The sequence below is a fragment of the Mesoflavibacter sp. CH_XMU1404-2 genome (assembly GCF_037029465.1).
In the GTDB taxonomy this organism is placed as follows: domain Bacteria; phylum Bacteroidota; class Bacteroidia; order Flavobacteriales; family Flavobacteriaceae; genus Mesoflavibacter.
In genome coordinates this window covers 16,391-36,405 of record NZ_JAYMEM010000009.1, presented here as the reverse complement: position 1 = coordinate 36,405, position 20,015 = coordinate 16,391, and the positions used below count along the sequence as shown (strand labels likewise).

The 20,015-nt window shown below is 32.5% G+C and carries 20 protein-coding genes and 1 pseudogene; 4 read left to right on the top strand and 17 right to left on the bottom strand.

Annotated elements, in window-relative coordinates; genetic code table 11:
* Window positions 1–15: 15 nt before the first annotated feature.
* The 4 genes from WA327_RS06170 to WA327_RS06155 form a co-directional block, all read right to left on the bottom strand.
* Window positions 16–1,143, bottom strand: a complete 1,128-nt coding sequence (locus tag WA327_RS06170; protein WP_336067669.1) for an efflux RND transporter periplasmic adaptor subunit — start codon at window positions 1,141–1,143, stop codon at window positions 16–18.
* Between the two features lie 15 nt (window positions 1,144–1,158).
* On the bottom strand, window positions 1,159–1,650 hold the full coding sequence (locus WA327_RS06165) for a transcriptional regulator (RefSeq protein ID WP_336067666.1): 492 nt from the start codon (window positions 1,648–1,650) through the stop codon (window positions 1,159–1,161).
* A 146-nt stretch (window positions 1,651–1,796) separates the two neighbouring features.
* Window positions 1,797–2,816: a phenylalanine--tRNA ligase subunit alpha gene (locus WA327_RS06160; RefSeq protein ID WP_336067664.1), complete on the bottom strand. Its 1,020-nt coding sequence runs from the start codon at window positions 2,814–2,816 to the stop codon at window positions 1,797–1,799.
* Window positions 2,817–3,005: 189 nt separating this feature from the next.
* On the bottom strand, window positions 3,006–3,362 hold the full coding sequence (locus tag WA327_RS06155) for a hypothetical protein (protein WP_336067663.1): 357 nt from the start codon (window positions 3,360–3,362) through the stop codon (window positions 3,006–3,008).
* Between the two features lie 52 nt (window positions 3,363–3,414).
* Here WA327_RS06155 and WA327_RS06150 point away from each other — a divergent pair, with 52 nt between their 5' ends.
* Window positions 3,415–3,963 carry a CvpA family protein gene (locus WA327_RS06150; RefSeq protein WP_336067661.1) on the top strand — a complete coding sequence of 183 codons (549 nt, stop codon included), beginning with the start codon at window positions 3,415–3,417 and terminating at the stop codon, window positions 3,961–3,963.
* Here WA327_RS06150 and WA327_RS06145 read toward each other — a convergent pair.
* The 12 genes and pseudogenes from WA327_RS06145 to WA327_RS06090 all read right to left on the bottom strand — a co-directional run bounded on the left by WA327_RS06145 (window position 3,960) and on the right by WA327_RS06090 (window position 16,698).
* The gene (locus WA327_RS06145) at window positions 3,960–4,586 is read right to left on the bottom strand and encodes a carbonic anhydrase (protein WP_336067658.1); all 627 of its coding nucleotides are present in this window, start codon (window positions 4,584–4,586) and stop codon (window positions 3,960–3,962) included. The genes WA327_RS06150 and WA327_RS06145 overlap by 4 nt on opposite strands.
* Before the next feature lie 113 nt (window positions 4,587–4,699).
* Window positions 4,700–5,329: a carbonic anhydrase family protein gene (locus tag WA327_RS06140; RefSeq protein ID WP_336067656.1), complete on the bottom strand. Its 630-nt coding sequence runs from the start codon at window positions 5,327–5,329 to the stop codon at window positions 4,700–4,702.
* A gap of 19 nt (window positions 5,330–5,348) precedes the next feature.
* A pseudogene (locus WA327_RS06135) lies at window positions 5,349–6,936 on the bottom strand (SulP family inorganic anion transporter).
* A gap of 81 nt (window positions 6,937–7,017) precedes the next feature.
* Window positions 7,018–7,317, bottom strand: a complete 300-nt coding sequence (locus tag WA327_RS06130) for a hypothetical protein (protein WP_336067654.1) — start codon at window positions 7,315–7,317, stop codon at window positions 7,018–7,020.
* Window positions 7,318–7,379: 62 nt separating this feature from the next.
* Window positions 7,380–8,138 (bottom strand): tetratricopeptide repeat protein, encoded by a 759-nt coding sequence (locus WA327_RS06125; RefSeq protein ID WP_336067652.1) that lies wholly within the window; start codon window positions 8,136–8,138, stop codon window positions 7,380–7,382.
* Window positions 8,139–8,150: 12 nt separating this feature from the next.
* Window positions 8,151–9,935, bottom strand: coding sequence for a BatD family protein (locus WA327_RS06120; protein ID WP_336067651.1), 1,785 nt, complete (start codon window positions 9,933–9,935; stop codon window positions 8,151–8,153).
* A gap of 47 nt (window positions 9,936–9,982) precedes the next feature.
* A complete protein-coding gene (locus WA327_RS06115) occupies window positions 9,983–10,831 on the bottom strand; it encodes a tetratricopeptide repeat protein (RefSeq protein ID WP_336067649.1) in 849 nt (282 codons plus the stop codon).
* Between the two features lie 76 nt (window positions 10,832–10,907).
* The gene (locus tag WA327_RS06110; RefSeq protein ID WP_336067647.1) at window positions 10,908–11,945 is read right to left on the bottom strand and encodes a VWA domain-containing protein; all 1,038 of its coding nucleotides are present in this window, start codon (window positions 11,943–11,945) and stop codon (window positions 10,908–10,910) included.
* An 85-nt stretch (window positions 11,946–12,030) separates the two neighbouring features.
* A complete protein-coding gene (locus WA327_RS06105; protein WP_336067646.1) occupies window positions 12,031–13,035 on the bottom strand; it encodes a VWA domain-containing protein in 1,005 nt (334 codons plus the stop codon).
* Complete coding sequence (locus tag WA327_RS06100) at window positions 13,035–14,696, bottom strand: hypothetical protein (RefSeq protein WP_336067644.1); 1,662 nt, start codon at window positions 14,694–14,696, stop codon at window positions 13,035–13,037. Before WA327_RS06100 ends, WA327_RS06105 begins: the two co-directional genes overlap by 1 nt.
* Window positions 14,697–14,732: 36 nt before the next feature.
* Complete coding sequence (locus WA327_RS06095) at window positions 14,733–15,599, bottom strand: DUF58 domain-containing protein (RefSeq protein ID WP_336067643.1); 867 nt, start codon at window positions 15,597–15,599, stop codon at window positions 14,733–14,735.
* A gap of 97 nt (window positions 15,600–15,696) precedes the next feature.
* The gene (locus WA327_RS06090) at window positions 15,697–16,698 is read right to left on the bottom strand and encodes a MoxR family ATPase (protein ID WP_336067641.1); all 1,002 of its coding nucleotides are present in this window, start codon (window positions 16,696–16,698) and stop codon (window positions 15,697–15,699) included.
* Between the two features lie 170 nt (window positions 16,699–16,868).
* Here WA327_RS06090 and WA327_RS06085 point away from each other — a divergent pair, with 170 nt between their 5' ends.
* Window positions 16,869–17,735, top strand: coding sequence for an aldo/keto reductase (locus WA327_RS06085; protein WP_336067640.1), 867 nt, complete (start codon window positions 16,869–16,871; stop codon window positions 17,733–17,735).
* Here the strand turns inward: WA327_RS06085 and WA327_RS06080 are convergent, their stop codons facing one another.
* The gene (locus tag WA327_RS06080) at window positions 17,736–18,557 is read right to left on the bottom strand and encodes a DUF4382 domain-containing protein (protein ID WP_336067638.1); all 822 of its coding nucleotides are present in this window, start codon (window positions 18,555–18,557) and stop codon (window positions 17,736–17,738) included. It lies immediately after the preceding gene.
* Between the two features lie 75 nt (window positions 18,558–18,632).
* Between WA327_RS06080 and WA327_RS06075 the strand changes: the two genes are divergently transcribed.
* Complete coding sequence (locus WA327_RS06075) at window positions 18,633–19,382, top strand: SDR family NAD(P)-dependent oxidoreductase (RefSeq protein ID WP_336067635.1); 750 nt, start codon at window positions 18,633–18,635, stop codon at window positions 19,380–19,382.
* Window positions 19,383–19,385: 3 nt separating this feature from the next.
* The gene (locus WA327_RS06070) at window positions 19,386–20,015 is read left to right on the top strand and encodes a hypothetical protein (RefSeq protein ID WP_336067633.1); all 630 of its coding nucleotides are present in this window, start codon (window positions 19,386–19,388) and stop codon (window positions 20,013–20,015) included.

The following is a 20,015-nucleotide window of genomic DNA, read 5'->3' as shown; positions in this document are numbered from 1 at the left end:
ATTTTTTTCTAAATATTATTGAAATAAAGGTTTTAAGGGTTTAACAATACTGTCAAACGCTACTTTTTGAGGTTGTAAAGGTGTTCCGTTTTTAATTTTACCTATACCTTTTACAACTACTAAATCACCTTTCTTTACACCAGATTCTACAATAAGAAGCAAATCGTTTTTATCCTTAATTGAAATTAAAGATGATTTTGCTGTATTGTCATCACCAACGGTATATACATACGTTTGTCCTTGTTGCTCAAACGAAGCTGATTGAGGAACAACAACAGCATTTTCATAGGTTTTAGGTATTTTTATTGTACCACTATTTCCGTTAGTTAACAATCTATTTGGGTTATCAAAAACGGCTCTAAAACTTACTGTACCAGTATTAGCGTCTATTTGACCTGTAACCGTTTCAATAGTTCCTTTTTGGTCATAAACTTGACCGTTTGCTAGTAGTAATTCAACCTTTGGAAAATTGCTGATTTTTTCTTGAAGTGTTGTGCCTTCTGTATCTTGTAAGAAGTCTAAATATTCTGTTTCATTCATAGAAAAATAAGCAAATACTCTTTCTATACTAGCAACAGTAGTTAAAGGATTTACGCTAGTTGCACTTACTAAAGATCCTTCTCTGTAAGGAATTGCGCCTACGTAGCCATCAACCGGGCTTTTTACGGTTGCATAACCAATATTTGCAGCAATACTGCTGTAAGCCGCTTTAGCTTGTGCTAAATTGGCTTTTGCAGTTTCTAATTGCACAGGACTAATAATGTTCTTTTCTACTAAAGGTTTTAATTTATCAACCTCTACTTGTGCTACATTAACACTAGCTTTTGCTGCTTCTGCATCTTGACTTAAAGATTCTGTTTCTAATTTAAAAAGTGTTTGTCCTTTGCTTACTTTTTGACCTTCGTCTACTAAAACTTTATTGATGTAACCAGACACTTTTGCTCTTACTTCACTATTAATAGTGCCTTCTATTGTTGTTGGGTAAGTGTTATATGTTGTCACCTCTTTTTGAGGCACAGTGGTTACTGCCAATGGTAACGCTTGTGGTTGTTGCTGTACTTGTTGTTGCTCTTGCTTACAACTAGTTATAAATAATGCAACGCTACTTAATGTAGCAAGAATATATATTCTGTAATGTTTCATTTTTTAAAAAATTGATTAGTGATCGTTATTTATTAGGGATTCTTTTAGTTTAGATATTGATAAAATTGCACCATGTAAAAATTCAATAGAACTGTCGTGATAGCCAAATTCAAATTGATGCTCTTGGTCTAAAATGGTGTTTACATCTACTTTGTACGCTTTTATTTCTTCGTGAAGTTCTTTTTCACTTTTCCACTCTTTCAGCATATTATCTATACTTTGAAGCATGGTATCTACATTGACTATAAAGTATTTCTTTCGGTCACCTGGTTTAGTGAAATATTCTAGTTTTTTAAGGTCTTGCAGATGATTTAGATGTGTTGAAATTGTGCTTTTACTAGCACAAAGGTTTGTTACTAAATCGTCAAACGTAGTTCCTTGCTTACCAGTTAAAATGATGTATGCCATAATGCGCGCAGCAACAGGCGCTAGGTTTTCTCTACCTTCTAAATGCACACCAAGTTTTTCAACTAGTGCCATTTTTTTGCTACATATATCTTTAGTCATAAATTATTCTAAAAAATTATGCCGCAAAAATACATTAGGTTCGGAACAAACCGAACTAAACAAAGTTAATTTGTTGTTAAATAAAAAAGGCTAATATGTAAATTTCTTAACATATTAGCCTTTAACTATAAATCGTTGTTAATTTTTTATAAAGCCGATTTGAATTGCTCTAAGAATCGTACATCGTTTTCGCTTAATAATCTAATATCTCCTATTTGATGTAATAACATTGCTATACGGTCTATACCAACTCCAAATGCAAAACCAGAGTATTCTTCTGGGTCTATTTTACAATTGGATAATACATTTGGATCTACCATACCACAACCACCTATTTCTAACCAACCTGTTCCTTTAGTGATTTTGTAATCGGTTTCGTTTTCTAATCCCCAATATACATCAATCTCTGCACTTGGTTCTGTAAATGGGAAGTACGACGGGCGTAGTCTTATTTTAGACTTACCAAACAACTCGGTTGTAAAATATTGAAGCGTTTGTTTTAAATCTGCAAAACTTACATCTTTATCGATATATAATCCTTCTACTTGATGAAAGAAACAGTGTGACCGTGCAGAAATAGCTTCGTTACGATATACTCTACCTGGTGATATTGTACGTATTGGTGGTTGATTATTTTCCATGTAACGTACTTGTACAGAACTGGTATGCGTACGTAATAAAATATCTGGATTTGTTTGCACAAAAAAAGTATCCTGCATGTCTCTTGCTGGATGATATTCTGGTAGGTTTAATGCTGTAAAGTTGTGCCAATCGTCTTCTATTTCTGGTCCTTCGCTAACATTAAAACCGATATTAGAAAAGATATCTATTATTTGATTTTTTACTATTGAAATTGGATGACGAGAACCGATAATTAATGGTTCGCCTGGTCTTGATAAATCACCAGATATGCTTGTTTCTGGAGCATTATTATCTAGCTCTTCTTTTAGCTGGTTTACTTTGTCTTGCGCCGTTTGTTTTAGTTTGTTTATGGCTTGTCCAAACTCTTTCTTTTGGTCGTTAGCTACGTTTTTAAACTCAGAGAAATACTCATTTAGTAGTCCTTTTTTTCCTAAGTATTTTATACGAAACGTTTCTACCTCTTCTTTGGTTTGTGCTTTAAAAGCTTCTGCTTCGGCTATAAGTTCTTTAATCTTATCTATCATGACATCATAAAATAAAGAGCAAATTTACTATTTTTTATGGTTTACACCTTACTTAGTGTAAGCTTTTTGTTAGCGGATTGGCGTACTTCGACTAGCTCAGCATGACACGTTAAGGATGGAGCAATTGTTGGAGCACATCTTTGATTGCGACTTGCGAGAGCCTGACCCGATAGGGTAACGCCAAAAAAATTATTGTATATAATCGGTTTCTAAAAAGTAGTTTACTATGGCTTCTTTCATTAAAACAGACTGTTCTCCTGCTTTTAGTGTTGGTAATTGCTCTTTTATTTTATAGTGTGGCCAACCATCTTCATCAACAAAATCAAACTCATAATAGCCGTAAGGTTCTAGTAGTTTGCATATGGCTATGTGCATTAAATCTAATTTGTGATCTTTTTTAAATCTGCGATGTAATTGTCCCAACTCTTGTACGCCTATTAAATATATGATAGCGTCTAAATCTAACTTGTCTCCGTCTGCAAATTGATTAGATAATTTGCTTACTACTTCTTCCCAGCGGTGTTTTAATTGTTCGTCTCTTGACATAATTATATTTAAGTTGCAAAGTTAGTTTATATTTGTTGAAATTGTAAACTTTATGGCGGTTATAGATATTGTTTTAGGTGCGTTAATTTTGTTTGGTTTAATACGCGGATTGTTTAAAGGTCTTTTTGTAGAATTAGCTTCTGTGATTGCACTAGTAGCTGGTGTTTATGGCGCAATACATTTTAGTTATTTTGTTGCTAATTTTTTGGAAACTAAAACCGAATGGGACGAAAAAACAATTAATATTACCGCATTTGCTATAACCTTTGTTGTTATAATTTTACTAATTAGCCTAGCAGGAAAAGCGCTTACTAAATTGGCAGATTTTGCTTCTTTAGGTATTTTAAACAAGCTTTTAGGCGCTGTTTTTGGGGCTTTAAAAATTGCTTTGATTTTAAGCGTATTGCTGATCGTTTTTGATAAAATGAATAACACAATTACGTTTGTAGATGAAGAAAATATTGAAGATTCTATACTTTACAAACCTGTAAAAGGATTAGCTCCAATGATTTTTCCTAGTATTATTAAATCTGGAGAAGAAGAGTTTGAAAACACACCAATTATAGATCCTACTGAGCCAAGTAATGAGGTAGATGTTTAATCTAAATGATAGATTTCCATAATATCTTTTAGATATTTATCAAAGTCTATTTTTAGGTCTATCAATTTACCAGTATGTACATCAAAAACCCAACCGTGTACTTTTAAGCCTCTATCTCTATTGGCCTTTTGTACTGCTGCTGTTTTAATTAAATTTACGCATTGCTCTTTCACGTTAAGTTCTACCAAACGGTCGTAACGTTTTTCTTCGCAATCAATAGTATTTAATTCTTCTTTATGGATTCTATAAACATCACGTATATTACGTAACCAAGGGTTTAAAATACCTAAATCTGCAGATTGCATAGCTGCCTTTACACCACCACATGCGTAATGACCACAAACTACTACGTGTTCTACTTTTAAATGATCTACCGCATAATTAACTACAGACATAACATTTAGGTCTATACTTATTACCATATTAGCAATATTACGATGTATAAAAGCTTCTCCTGGCGCTAATCCCATCAACTCTTCTGCGCTTACACGACTATCACTACAGCCTATGTAAAGTAATTCTGGGCTTTGTCCTTTACCTAAATCTTCGAAGTAGTCTTTATCTACAGAAAGCTTGTCTTCTATAAACTTTTTATTGTTTTTAAATACGCGTTCTAAATTCATAAACTTTCTGAAATAAAAATTAGGTACTACTAAATTAGTCTAATTTTCTTTAATAAGCATAAAAAAAGCAGCAACTAAAAGTTGCTGCTTTTTGATATTTGTAAGTCTATTTTTTATTCGTAAAATTCTACTGAACCTGTATTAATATCATACATGGCACCGATAATTTTAATTTCGCCATTTTTTTCCATTTCTGTTAGAATAGGACTTTCGGCGTGAATTCTGTCAATAGTCAATTGCACATTTTTCTTTGATACTTCATCAACAAAATCTAAGTTTTTTGAGTTTCTTAAGCTCTCGTCTTTGGGCTCTGTCACTGCATTTACAGCTGGTGTTATTTTCTGGATTAACTTGGTTAAATTACCCATTTCTGCGTGATCGCAAGCTCCTTTTACGGCACCACAACTTGTGTGACCTAAAACAACTATTAGTTTTGTTCCGGCTAATTTGCAAGCAAATTCCATGCTTCCTAAAATGTCTTCGTTTACAAAGTTACCTGCTATACGTACACTAAAAATATCTCCTAATCCTTGATCAAAAACAAGCTCGGCAGAGACACGAGAATCGATACAACTTAAAATGGTAGCAAACGGAAATTGTCCGTCACTTGTATCATTGACTTGTTCTAATAAATTTCTATTGGCTTTAAGGTTTTGTTGAAATCTTTGGTTTCCTTCTTTTAAAAACTGCAACGACTTTTCTGGAGTCATTGTAGCTTGAGTTTCTTTAGTATGTGCTTTCATAATATATTTTTAAGTGTTGTTAGTTTAATTGCTGTTTTGGAGTGTTTTTGAAAAAATTAATAAAACTTTCTGGGTTTTCAATTGTTCCTCTTTCAGATATTAACTTGATGTTGATATTTCTTTCTTTTGCTTTTATTGAAAAATCCTCTAAAATTTCAATAATATCATTATCTAAATATCTTGTTTTTCTTACATCTAATTCTAAATAAGAATCTTCTGGTAATCTGTCTAATTCTTTTAAAATAGCACCTTTGTTAAAAAAGGTTACTTCTTCTGCCAAAGTCATTTTAATTTTACCATCGTCAACATCTTCTCCTTCTTTGTGCAAGAAGTGCGAATTTTGGTAACTTTTTATCAAAATAACTACAATACCTACCGCTAGACCTAATCCAATTCCTTTTAATAATTTCTGTAAATACAATACCAGCTACCGTAACAATAAATGGTAAAAACTGTTTCCAACCTAAATTATACATCGTCTTAAATAACGAAGGTTTTGCTAGTTTGTATCCTACAATTAAAAGTATAGCTGCCAGTACAGATAATGGGATCATGTTTAACAATTTTGGTATTAATATTACAGAAATTAATAAAAGGAAACCATGAATGATTGCCGACATCTTAGTGCGTCCACCAGATTGTATATTTGCCGAACTACGCACAATTACTTGCGTGATTGGTAATCCGCCAATCATACCAGAAATGATATTTCCTGTTCCTTGAGCTAATAATTCACGATTGGTAGGTGTTACATTTTTATGTGGATCTAATTTATCTGTAGCCTCAACACAAAGTAAGGTTTCTAAACTAGCCACTAAAGCTATGGTGAAACCTACTACCCAAACTTCTGGGTTGGTTATTACAGAAAAGTTAGGAAAGCTAAATTGACCTAAAAATGATGAAAAATCATCTGGAACAGGTACACTAACAAGATGTGTCGTTTGAATGGCTAAACTTGAATTATCTTGAGTTAACACATAAAAAATAATACCAACAACTACTGCTACTAATGGACCCTGAATTAACTGAAATATTTTACCTTTTTTAGATAAAACGTTACTCCATAATAATAATATAGCTAAACCGATAACACCTATTAATAATGAACCAGGAGTGATATTATCAATAATATTTAAAATTGCAGAAAAAGTATTTTCTCCAGATGCTTCTAGAAAACTATCTGCACCTTCTGGTTCTGCATCATACCCAAAAAAGTGAGGTATTTGTTTTAAAATAATAATTATACCAATACCTGTTAGCATTCCTTTAATTACAGAAGAAGGAAAATAATAACCAATAATACCTAGTCTCAATAACCCAAATACTAATTGAATAATTCCACCTAAAACTACTGCAACTAAAAAGTTTTCATAACCTCCTAAAGTGCCAATTGCAGTTAATACAATTGCAGCTAATCCTGCAGCTGGACCACTAACTCCTATTTTAGAGCCACTTAAAGCTCCTACAACTACACCTCCAATTATTCCTGCAATTAAACCTGAGAATAAAGGTGCGCCACTAGCTAATGCAATACCCAAACATAAAGGTAATGCTACAAAAAACACTACAATACTAGCAGGTAAATCGTTTTTTAAATGTTTAAACATATTTTATAAGTTTTATTACCAATAATGGTAGTAAGATTAGTAAAGAAATTGGCAAAATTTGCCTACAAGATAAAATAAATTTTAACACTTGTCTGGTGGAGGAGAAATCAAATTAAAATAAGGTTTTGTATAAGTTTTTAGTTGATACCTTAAATTAATCTTGATTTTAGAAGACTTTAAAAACTCTATTGAAGTAGTATTATTTTGAGCTATTTCTTCTATACTTTTTATTTTTTCAATACTTTTTTCTTCCTCTTCTTCTGAAGAATTGTAAAACATAGAAATGTCTGCACTATCATTAACAACAACCATAATTGATGGTGTGATAATAAAAGAGTTAAATAAAACTAAGAAGAAAATTATGATACTCCTTTTGTGCATATATCTAACTTATTTGTCAAGTAAAAAAGCTATAATTTACTTAACGGTTTAAGTTAAATATACTAAAAAGTATTTAGTAATTTGATATCACCAGAAATTATCCAACCTGTTTTACCATCTACAAGTCTTATTTTTTTCCAGTTATTAATCGTGTCTAAAACTTGAACTTTAGTCCCTTCGTGCAAAACAAATGCTTCTGTGCTTCCTAAGTTTGGTTCTGATTTCACCTCAGTTTCTTTAGCAAAAACTATTGCTGGATTATTGCTATTATCTAAGCTTTGTTTTTTAAAAGCAAACGATAAGCAAATCAAACCGATAAGTAAACTTCCTAATCCTGAAACAAAAGCTAATCGTTTTTTTGAAGTACTAAATGTGAAAAAGTAAGCAATAAACAACAATACAAAACCTACCACAAAGATGATAGACAATGTTGCCCAATTATCATAAGTTAAAGTGTTAATTGCTTTATTGAAGAATCTTGACAAGCCTAATTTTGGCACTGCTTCAATATCATCAATGGTCATATTTTTTGCGTAAGCAATGTTATTTAGTATCTCTTTGTCGTTTGGCTTTAACTGTAAAGCTTTTTCATAATAATAAATACTTGGCGCAATATTATTTAGCTTGTAATGTGCATTTCCTAAGTTATAATATAACTCTGCCGAATGTTGCCCATTTTTTATAATAGCTTCGTATCTATTTACCGCATCACTAAACTTACCTTCATTATATAACGCGTTTGCTTGATCAAACAACTCTTGATTTTGAGATAAAGCTATTGTTGAAAGCATAAAGACTAATATGTAAAGTAATTTTTTCATTCTGTAACTACTTTATTTTAGTTGTTTATCTATCGTGTTTATAGTTGCAGCTGCATTGTTATAATCTTGCTCCATTGCTACCTGAGTCATTGGTGTATATCTTGCCAATTCACAATGTTTTAAAAGCGTTTCAAAATCTGAAATTACGTTTTGCTCTACATTTCGGTTAAGCAGTAATTCTTTAATTTTTTCTTTGCTTAAATCTGTAGTTTCAATATTTAAACGACCTTTTAAATAGTTATGCAGCGCCTTTTCTAAAGCAATATAAAATGCTTCTTTATTGCCTAAAGCTTTTTTAGCTTCACTTAAATACTTTTTAGCTAATCGGTCTGCTTTTCTTAATCTATTTCCAATAACATCGGCGTTACGCTCTTCTCTTTTTCTTCTATACACTAACGCTAAAGGTATTGCTAATAATGGTGCTAATAAACCTGTCCAAAAAGCTGTGGTATTAAAAAAATCTTCTTCTTTTATAGATGAAAAATTAGCCTTAGTTTTTATAAACGCAAACTGATTTTCGTTTAAAACTACAGGTTGTTTACCTGATGCATTGGTTGGTAAATTATTATCGGCATCTGCGTAAGCTGGACCTTCTAAAACATTTATTACAATGTCTTCTGAAGACAACTCTTTATACGTTTCTGTTTTTAAATCGAAATAAGAAAATGTTATTGGCGGTATTGGAAACTTACCTTTAAACTGAGGCACAATGGTATAATTATCAGAAATTTTTCCTTGCATACCTGCTAGGTTTGTTCTAATATTTTCTTCATGTTCTGGCTCGTAAACTTCTAATGCGCTTGGTGCTTTAAATTCTGGTAGTTCAAAAAGCTTTAAATTTCCGTTACCTGAGACTTCAATTTTTGCATCTAAAGCTTCGGTTGCGTTAAGCTCGGTTTTAGACACTGTTACATTAAAATCAAAATCACCAACTGCGCCTGTAAAACTATCTGGTCTTCCTTCTAACGGTAAATCTTTTACATTTATAGATCTTGGATTTGCAGTAATAGTTCTGTGTGCTTGGTTTGTTATTCTTCTACCAAAAATGTCTCTTTTATTAGTTGGTACATCAATAGTTAAATCTAAGCTTAATGGTTCTATCTCTAATTTTCCTGTTTTTTGTGGAAATAAAACTGCTTTTCTAAGTACAACGAAACGGTATTCTTCACCATCATAAGTTCCTTCTTGTGCTTTTAAACCTTTAATATCGATATTCTGACTCCAAAATCCATTAAATTTTGGACTTTCAATTTCTCTAAAATTACTAATACCTGCTTTTGGCGCTACGTAAAGTTTATAGACTACAGTAATAGGTTCGTTTAAATACGGATTAGCTTTTGAAACCTCTGTTACTAGATGAATATTTTCTTTTAAAATATAATCTGGATCATTAGGATCATCTGGTACTTCTATTGGCTTAGTAACATTTATTGTAATAGGTGAAGTTTTGTAAGTCTCACCACCAATCTCTATAGTTGCTTGATTAATGGTAAATGTACCCATTTGTTTTGGTGCTAAAAAGTAACTATAGGTTTTTGAAAAATTACGTTTACCATTAAACCAAGAGTGACTAACCGATTGGTTTGGGCCACCAACTACAGTAAAGCCATCAAAGTCTGGCGATTTAAAATTATCGCCATCTTTATTCATCTCAAAATCGACACGTAATCGCTCGTTTAAACCTAGCTTTTTCTTACTTACTTTGGCTTGAAACGTTATTGCATCTTCATCTTGAGCCATAGCAAATACTGGTGCTAAAGCAAGTAGTAAAATGAATATGTGTTTAAGTAGTTTCACTTTTAATTCGTTTAATTCTGAATGTTAAGCTTCAAATTTATAATTTTTTACCAATCTTTATCAGTTTGCACTTTTGCACCTTTTACTTTTTGTGCATTTATTTTTTCTTGAACTTTTTGTTCTTGATTATTCATGGCTTCTAGCAAGTTTTTAATTTGCTGTGGCGATAATTGACCTTGTTGTGGTTGTTGCTGTTGATTATCTTGATCACCTTCTTTTTGATCTTGGTTTTTATTATCATCAGGTTTACCATCTTTATCTTGGTCTTGATCACTTTCTTTTTTGTCCTGATCGCCTTGATCTTTCTGGTCTTTTTGATCTTGGTCTTCTTGTTGTTTTTCGTTATTTTCTTTTTGATCCTCGTTTTGGTTTTCGTCTTTATCACGATTATTTTCTCCGTCTTTATCGTCTTCTTGAGGCTCGTCGTCTTGTTGATTTTTTGCACAGTCTTTAGCTAAACCTAAATTGTAGCGCGTCTCATCATCTTTTGGGTTGTTACGTAGTGCGTTTTTATAAGCTTCTACCGCTTCTTTACATTTTTCTTTTTTCATTAAAATGTTACCAATGTTATGAAATGCTCTGTGTTTTTCAACTTTATCAGTTGCGTTTTTTGCTGCTTGTTGATTACGGTATAATGCTTCGTCTAAACTTCCTTTTTGGTAATATTGATAGGCTAAATTATAAGCACCAACTGACTGACTTGGTTTTGTAGATAATGCTTTACGGTATTCCATTTCGGCATTTACAAAATCGTCACTTTTAGCATAATCGTTAGCTTCTGCAACATAAGATAATGCTTTGTTAGTTTGCTTTTGCAATGCTTTTTCTTCGTTTTTGTCTTGAGCCACAAGCACAATTGTGAAGAAAAATAATATGTAGGTTAACGTTTTTTTCATTGTAAATACTATCTGCTTTTGTCAAAAAACAACTGGTAAATATACTAAAGACCTCTAATTGTTGCTGTTAAGGGTTTTATAAATTCTCATTAAAAAGATTTAATTTTTTTAGCCAAGCTGTTTTACGTTCTAAAAGGAAAATATCTATAAAAAACAGCAAAATTGCTAAGCCTAAAAACCATTGAAATTGGTCTTTAAAATCGGCAATTTGTTTGGCTTCAAATTCAGTTTTGTCCATTTTGTTTAAAATGTCTTTCATTTGGTTTACCACCTTATCTGTTGTTCTTCCTTGTATGTATTGTCCGTTGGCTTGTGCTGCAATATTTTTTAACGTGGTTTCATCTAAACGAGTAATTACCGTTTCACCTTGACTATCTTTTTTATAACCAGTAACAATACCGTTGCGCTTTAAAGGAATTGGTCCACCTTTAGCCTCTCCAACACCAATGGTAAAGATTTTTATACCTTCTTGGCTAGCTTGTTCTGCAACTTGTACTGCTGCTTCGCTATGGTCTTCTCCATCAGAAATAATAACTAACACTCGGTTGGTCTGCTCATCATCGTCATAATACGTTTTTGCGAGTAAAATTGCTTCATTAATAGCTGTTCCTTGTGAAGACAGCATGTCTGTATTCATGTTTTGTAAGAACAGTTTTGCTGCCGAATAATCTGTAGTAATAGGCAACTGCGGAAACGCTTTTCCTGCGTAAGCGATAATACCTACACGATCGCTACCTAAATTATTGATGATTTGAGATACTAATTGCTTTGATTTTTCTAATCGGTTAGGTTTAATATCTTCTGCCAACATACTTTTTGACACGTCAATCGCAAAGACAATATCTACACCTTCGCGCTTTACAGTTTCTAACTTTGTGCCTATTTTTGGGTTGACTAACGCAATTGCTAAACTTGCAAATGCTAAGCTTAACACAATTATTTTAAGTACCGATTTAAATACCGATTGATTTGGACTTAATCGCTTTAAAAGTGCTTTATCTGCAAACTTTTTTTGTGTTTGTTTTTTCCAAAGTAGTAGCAACAAAAAGAAAACGACTATCACCGGAATGATAAGTAGTGTCCAAAACCATATTTTTTCTTCTAGTTGAAACATATTTTTTAGTATTAAGTAGTGAGTAAATAGTAATAAGTACTTACTCAGACTTTATTTTTATTTTTTCGCTTTCGCGGAATTTTTGTTAAACAAAACTTCTAAAGACAGTAATTCTCATAACATATTCTAGCAACAACAACACCATTGCTGCAATAACAAATGGTCTAAAATGCTCTTGATAGGTTGTAAATTTTATCTCGTCTATTTCTGTTTTTTCTAGTTTATTAATTTCATCGTAAATCTGGGCTAACTTTTGGTTGTTGGTTGCTCTAAAATACTTTCCGCCAGTTGCAGTTGCAATGCTTTTTAGCAATTCTTCATCTATTTCTACTTGTACACGATCGTACTGAAATCTTCCGTTTGGTAAAATTGCGACAGGCGATAATGCCATACCGTTTGTACCTAAACCAATAGTGTAAACTTTAATGCCAAATTCTACAGCTAACTCGCTTGCAATAGTTGGGTTTATTGCTCCAGAATTATTGACTCCATCGGTTAATAGAATGATGACTTTGCTTTTGGCTTTACTATCTTTTAATCGGTTAACCGAAGTAGCTAATCCCATACCAATTGCTGTACCGCCTTCTATAATAGTATTATATTTAATATCGTCTAAACTGCGTAAAACAATAGCTTTGTCACTTGTAATTGGTGTTTTTGTGTAGCTTTCTCCAGCATATTCAACCAATCCAATACGGTCGTTTGGTCTGCCTTTAATAAATTCTGAAGCGACATCTTTTAAAGCCTCTAAACGATTTGGGCGCAAATCTTTGGCCAACATACTTGCAGATACGTCTATTGCCATAACAATATCAATACCTCTTGTGGTTTTTGTTTTGCTTTTGGTTTCTGAAGTTCGTGGTCGTGCTAACGCAGTAATTAATAGAGCTAATGCAATTAATCGTAATGCGAATAATGCATGTTTTAGTTTTGGTAACCAAGATTGCTTGGCTTTAAACCCTTTTAAACTTGAAATTTTAAGTTCGGCTGTTTGATGTTTATGTTTTAATACATACCAAAGTATAGCCAGTGGTAATGCTAACAGCAACCAGAAAAATATTTTATTTTCAAAAGTGATTCCTTCTAACATTATTCTTCTTTAGGTTTTAATTCTACTGAAGCTAAAACACGCTCTACAACTTGATCTAAATAGACATCGTCTTTTAGATAATATATCATAACTTGTTGCATCACGTTTTCGCTAGCAAAACTTAATAATTCAAACTGACCTGACACGTATTTTTCTTTAGCTTCATCTACAGGAAACTCTAATGTTCCTGATGTTTTTAAGCCTTCTGCTCCGTTAGGTGTTACGAACTTATCGTTAACAGGTAAAATATTTCTAGCTCCATTAGATTCTAGTGCTCTAAAATTATCTTCTATTGCTTTTTGAATGTTTTGTTCTGCCGAAGGTTTGTTTTCTGCTTGTGGATTAACCTCTATTGTTGTGGTTGAAACCGTGATGTAAAACTGTTTTTCTAATGCGTAACTAAATGCTGTTTTTGTGATTGGTTGGGCTATACTTTGCTCTACCTTAACATCTTCTCTTTTTAAAACTTCTGGAGTAGAAATAGTCATTGGCGGAAAACCATAGTCACTGGTTACCCAATTGCCTTCTAATAATTGTTTAGTGTCTTTTCCTGTTACCGTATCTATAACGTAATTAATACCGTATTTATAACTAAAAACACCAACGGTTCCTATTAAAAACACAAATGCAATTGCAGCTGTGATCCAGATTTTTTCTTGCTTTTCTTTTTTAGCTCTTAGCTTTAAGTATTCTTCGTTTTTACGCAAATCTTCTTCGCTTGGTTCTGGTAAAGCTTCTTTTACTTGATCTATTTCTGTATCTACGGTTTGTCTATCTAATTTGGCTAACTCGATATCTGGAGCAGATTTTGCAAATTTCACTAAATCGGCACGTTTTAAAATGGCTTCGATGTTTTTAATATCATCTTTGCTTAGCTCTATTTGATTGCCTTCTTGTAATAAATTAAGACGGTCTATCAATTGATCTGTTGTACTTTCTAAAGCTTTATCGTAGACTTTTTCATCTAAATATTTTCTGATGATAAAGGTTAGCTCAGAATAGTACTCTTTGATTTCTGCACGTTCTAAATATTTAGTTTCGTCTAATTGCTTTAAAGCTAATTTTGCACGATCGTAAGGTGGTAATTGTGCTATTTTTTCTTCTTCGGTTAATGGTTTTTTTCGCCATACAAACCAATACACTAAAAAACCTATTATTGTTGCAATAGCAATAATTAAAAGCAACCACAACCACCAATTGCTAGATGGTTTTTTTACACCTATCATAGGCTTAATATCGTATAGCTTTTGCTTTGTTGTATCTACAACTATATCATTAACCTCAATTAACATGCTATCTGTTGCAAACGTCTTACCTGCAATAATTATTTTTTGCTTTGGGATCACATATTTACCAGAATCAAACTGAGTTAAACCATACTTTTTAATCAGTTTATATTTAGCATCGTATTTTGTAGTGTCTGGCTGATAGGATTCTATCATTTCTAAAGGCATAAATGTTTGCCCTTCAGGAAAAATAACTGCGTTTACCGTATCGGTTTCGACTTCAATTTTATAGGTAATTTGCTCACCAATTTTTATAGAAGTTGAATCTATTGATGATGTGACTTGCGCAAATGAGAAAAACGAGAATAGAAAAAAGACTAAAAACGAAATGCCTAATCTGTTTACTTTGTTATATTTATAATACTGTTTTTTCATATTAAATTAGGTTTTGACTGCGCTAAACCTGATAATTTATCCTCTTGTTTTAAAATAACCTAATAGTTTTTTAACATAACTCTCATCGGTTCTGCAAGACAAACTACCTGCTCCAGATTTTGCAAAGCTGTCTTTAAAGTAATTAACTTTTTCAGCATAAAAATTTGAATATTCTTGTCTTACTTGTTTAGAGCTTGTGTTGACTAACATTAACTCGCCAGACTCTTCATCTTGCATATTTACCATACCTAAATTTGGGATGTTTTCTTCGTGTTTATCGTAAATTCTAATCCCTGTTATATCGTGTTTTCCAGCTGCAATTTTTAGTGTTTGCTTATAATCTTCTGCTATAAAATCGCTCATCATAAAAACAATTGCTTTCTTTTTCATGACGTTGCGTAAAAACTTTAAAGCTTCGGAAATATTTGTTTGTTTACTTTTAGGTTGAAACTCGATTAACTCGCGTATGATACGCAATACATGAGATCGTCCTTTTTTTGGCGGAATGTAAAGTTCGATGTCATCTGAAAATAAAATCAGACCTATTTTATCGTTATTTTGAGTTGCCGAAAAGGCTAAAGTAGCAGCGATTTCGGTAATAATTTCGTTTTTAAATTGTTGTTCTGTTCCAAAAAATTCAGATCCAGAAACGTCTACCATAAGCATCATGGTTAGCTCGCGTTCTTCTTCAAAAACTTTTACGTAAGGCTCATTATAACGTGCGGTAACATTCCAATCGATGTTCCTTACATCATCACCAAATTGGTATTGGCGTACTTCAGAAAAAGTCATACCACGACCTTTGAAAGTCGAATGGTATTCGCCTCCAAAAATATGATCAGACAAACGACGTGTCTTAATCTCTATTTTTCGAACTTTTTTAAGTATTTCTTTAGTATCCATAGTTTTAAGTATGCAGTGTGCAGTCTTCAGTAAGCAGTCAAAATAATTCAGCGTTCTAGTAAGCACTGCTTACTTAACACTGATTACTGCCAACTATTTATGGTACTTCAATTTCGTTTACAATCTTGTTTACGATGTCTTCTGCTGTTACATTTTCCGCTTCAGCTTCGTAAGTAATTCCGATACGGTGACGTAATACATCTTGTACAACAGCACGGACATCTTCTGGAATTACATAACCACGACGCTTAATAAATGCGTAACATTTTGCTGCAGTAGCTAAGTTAATACTACCACGTGGCGACGCACCAAAAGAGATTAATGGTTTTAAATCGTCTAGTCTATATTGTTCTGGGTAACGTGTTGCGAAGATGATATCTAAGATGTATTTTTCAATCTTTTCATCCATGTACACTTCTCTTACCGCTTGTTGTGCTTTTATAATTTGATCTGTAGTGACTACAGGGTTAACTTTATCCCAAGCGCCTTTTAGATTAGCACGCATAATTAATTGCTCTTCGGCTTGTTTTGGATAATCAATCACCGTTTTTAGCATAAAACGGTCTACTTGTGCTTCTGGCAATGGATATGTTCCTTCTTGTTCTACTGGGTTTTGAGTTGCCATTACTAAAAATGGCTTATCTAATTTAAAGGTCTCGTCACCAATAGTTACTTGCTTTTCTTGCATCGCTTCTAGTAAAGCTGATTGTACTTTGGCTGGTGCACGGTTAATCTCGTCTGCCAAAACAAAATTGGCAAAAATTGGACCTTTTTTTATCGAAAAATCGTTTTCTTTAATGTTATAGATTAATGTACCAACAACATCTGCTGGTAATAAATCTGGCGTAAATTGTATCCTACTAAAACTGGCATCAATAGCTTGCGATAAAGTGTTAATCGCTAAAGTTTTTGCTAGACCTGGCACACCTTCTAAAAGAATATGTCCTTGTCCTAATAATCCAATTAGTAATCGCTCGACCATGTGTTTTTGTCCAACAATTACTTTATTCATTTCTAGCATAAGTAAATCTACAAATGCACTTTCCTTTTCAATTTTTGCGTTAATAGCCGCAATGTCTACCGTACTAGTATCTTCCATTATTAATTTAGTTTTTAGGAAATTGAACCATAAATATAATTCAAGCTCTGCAAATTGTAATTTTTTTTCAATTACCGATGTTAATAATTGGTTAAAAGTTCTTAATTCACAAGACTTTTAAGAGTATTTTTACATTATTGACACAAATATAAAAACTCAAATTAAATAGCATGAATTTTTCTAAAGTTATAGCTGGAACCATGACTTGGGGACAATGGGGAAAACAACTCTCTAAATCGCAAATGATAGACTTAATGCAGTATTGTTTAGAGCATAACATACATACTTTTGATCATGCAGATATTTATGGCGATTATAGTACGGAAGCTGATTTTGGTAACGCTTTCGCGGAAAGTGGTATTGACCGAAACCAAATACAGTTAATTAGCAAATGTGGTATTGAATATTTAGGAAATGCACGTCCAAACCTAAAAGTAAAACATTACAACTATAATAAAGACTATATCATTTGGTCCGCCGAAAACAGTTTAAAAAATCTAAAAACAGACTATTTAGACCTGTTACTATTGCATAGACCAAGTCCATTAATGCAACCTGAGGTTATTGCCGAAGCGATTTCAACATTAAAAAAAGAAGGAAAAATTAAATCGTTTGGTGTTTCTAATTTTACACCTAGTCAGACTGATTTAATAAATAAATATGTTGGTGTAAAGGCTAACCAAATAGAGTTTTCTTTAACACAACATACCGCAATGCATGATGGTACTTTAGACCACATGATGCTAAACAATGTACAACCAATGTCTTGGTCACCATTAGGTTATGTTTTTAAAGAAGATACTGAACAGACAAGACGTATACACAAGCAATTAGGTGCGTTATTAGATAAATATAATGCTACTGAAGATCAATTATTATTAGCTTGGATACTAAAACATCCTTCATACATTATTCCTGTAGTTGGCACTACAACAAAACAACGTTTAAAGGATGCTTATGCTGCTACTAAAATTGATTTAGAACTGGAAGATTGGTTCTTAATTTTAGTGGCTTGTCAAGGTCATAAAGTGCCTTAATTATTCAAATAAAATTGAATCTAAAGTTACTGTTTGTCCTGCTTCTACACTTACGTCTGTAAATACTATATCAGCTAATCCTAAAGAAGTTTCTACTGAAAGTGTTACAGTATAATTACCTTCTGGTAATGCTGCAAGTACAAAATTACCTGTTTCGTTAGCGTAGGTTGTAAAAGTATCTACACCGTTAGTAGCTTCAATCATTACTTGAGAACCTAAAGTTTCAAAATCTGTTACTAAACCAGAAATTACTCCAGTTTCAGCTTCAATACTTGCATTAATTACAGGTGTTAAATTAATATTGCTTACATCTGGTGCAAATACAATAGATTGATTTGCGTCAAAATCTAAAACAAATGTGTAATTATAATTAGGCTCTAAAGTTGTATTTACATTAATTTTTAATCCCGATTGTTGTGCACTTGGCGTGTTTAAATCATAGGTTGTACCATCCATAACAACAGTATTGTTTTCGCCTAAAATCAATCTAATTTGATTTAAGGTTCCTGATGGCACTTCATAATTGTCAGCCAATTCTAAGCTAACGCCTCCTGTTAATTCTAACAAATCTACTACGCCCGTATTTTCAGCTCCTAAGCTTACCCAACCAGCGTCACTGTTAATATCTCCATTTACTTTTACCATAACATCTTGCACATCTACATAAACGTGTTCAAAATCTCCTGGTGCATCGACCATTTTAATAGAAATTTGTGATGTTTGCTCTGTTGCAGGCGAATCTGAATCGTCGTCACTACAACTTGCTAAGAAAATTGATAAAAAAGTAATTGAAATTAGTTTAAAAATTTTTAAAGTCTTCATATCTTGAGGTTTTTATTTATAAGTGTTACGCCATCAATTGTAACATGGATTATTCTTTAACTTTAATTTAGCATAATGGTTAAAACTGCGTTAATAACAGGAGCAACAAGCGGAATAGGAAGAGCAACAGCACACGAATTTGCCAAACATGGCATCAAACTTATACTTTGTGGAAGGCGCCAAGAGCGCTTAGACACTATAAAAAAAGCCTTATCAAAACAAACCAATGTACATACACTTAATTTTGATGTTAGTGATAAAGTTGCCGTTTTTGATGCTATTAATTCTTTACCAGAAGCATTTAAAAACATAGATATCTTAATAAACAATGCTGGTAATGCACATGGTTTAGATCCAATTCAAGACGGAAGCTTGGACGATTGGGATAAAATGATGGACATTAACGTTAAAGGCTTACTTTATGTTAGCAAAGCCATAATCCCAAATATGACCAAGCGTAAAAGCGGACATATTATTAACATTGGTTCTTCTGCAGGAAAAGAAGTATATCCCAACGGAAATGTTTACTGCGGAAGTAAACACGCAGTTGTTGCCATTACCGAAGGTATGCGTATTGACCTTAACCCTTTCGGGATTAAAGTTACAGCCATAAATCCTGGATTAGTCGAAACCGAATTTTCTAAAGTGCGTTTTAAAGGAGACGCCAAAGCAGATACCGTTTACACTGGTTACAAAGCTTTACAGGCAGAAGATGTTGCCGAAGTTATTTATTTTGCTGTATCACGTCCAGCTCATGTTAACCTTGCAGATGTATTAATGTTTTGTACTGCGCAGGCAAGTAGTACTATTGTGAATAAAAACTAGTAAATGAAAGATTGGTTAAAAAATGAATGGCAAAATCTAGCATTCAAATATTGTAATGATGCAGATTTAATTTTGAAATACTGGGAAGAAATAAGCACTCAGTACTCTAATAAGTCTAGACATTACCACAACCTAACTCACATTCATAATATGCTATTTCAAGTTGAAACTTTTCAAAGTGAAATAACTAACCTTTCAGAATTAAAATTTGCCATTTGGTATCACGATATCATCTACAAATCTACACAAAAAGATAATGAAGAAAAAAGTGGAGAATTGGCTAAAAAGAGATTAAAAACATTCAATTTTAATTCAAAATCAATTAAAAAGGTTGAAATTTTAATTGTTTCAACTAAAAAGCATAATATAATATTAAACCAAAATTTAGATAATGCTTACCTTTTAGACTTAGATTTATCAATACTAGGTTCAACTTGGGAAACATATAATGAATACATTAAATCTATAAGAAAAGAATATAAAATTTATCCTGATTTTCTTTATAATCCAGGTCGAAAAAAGGTCTTAAAACACTTTTTAGAAAGAGACCAAATATATTTTACGCCAGATTCTAAAAATAGATTAGAACGAAAAGCTAGAGAAAATTTGAGAAAAGAAATAGAAATGCTTTAA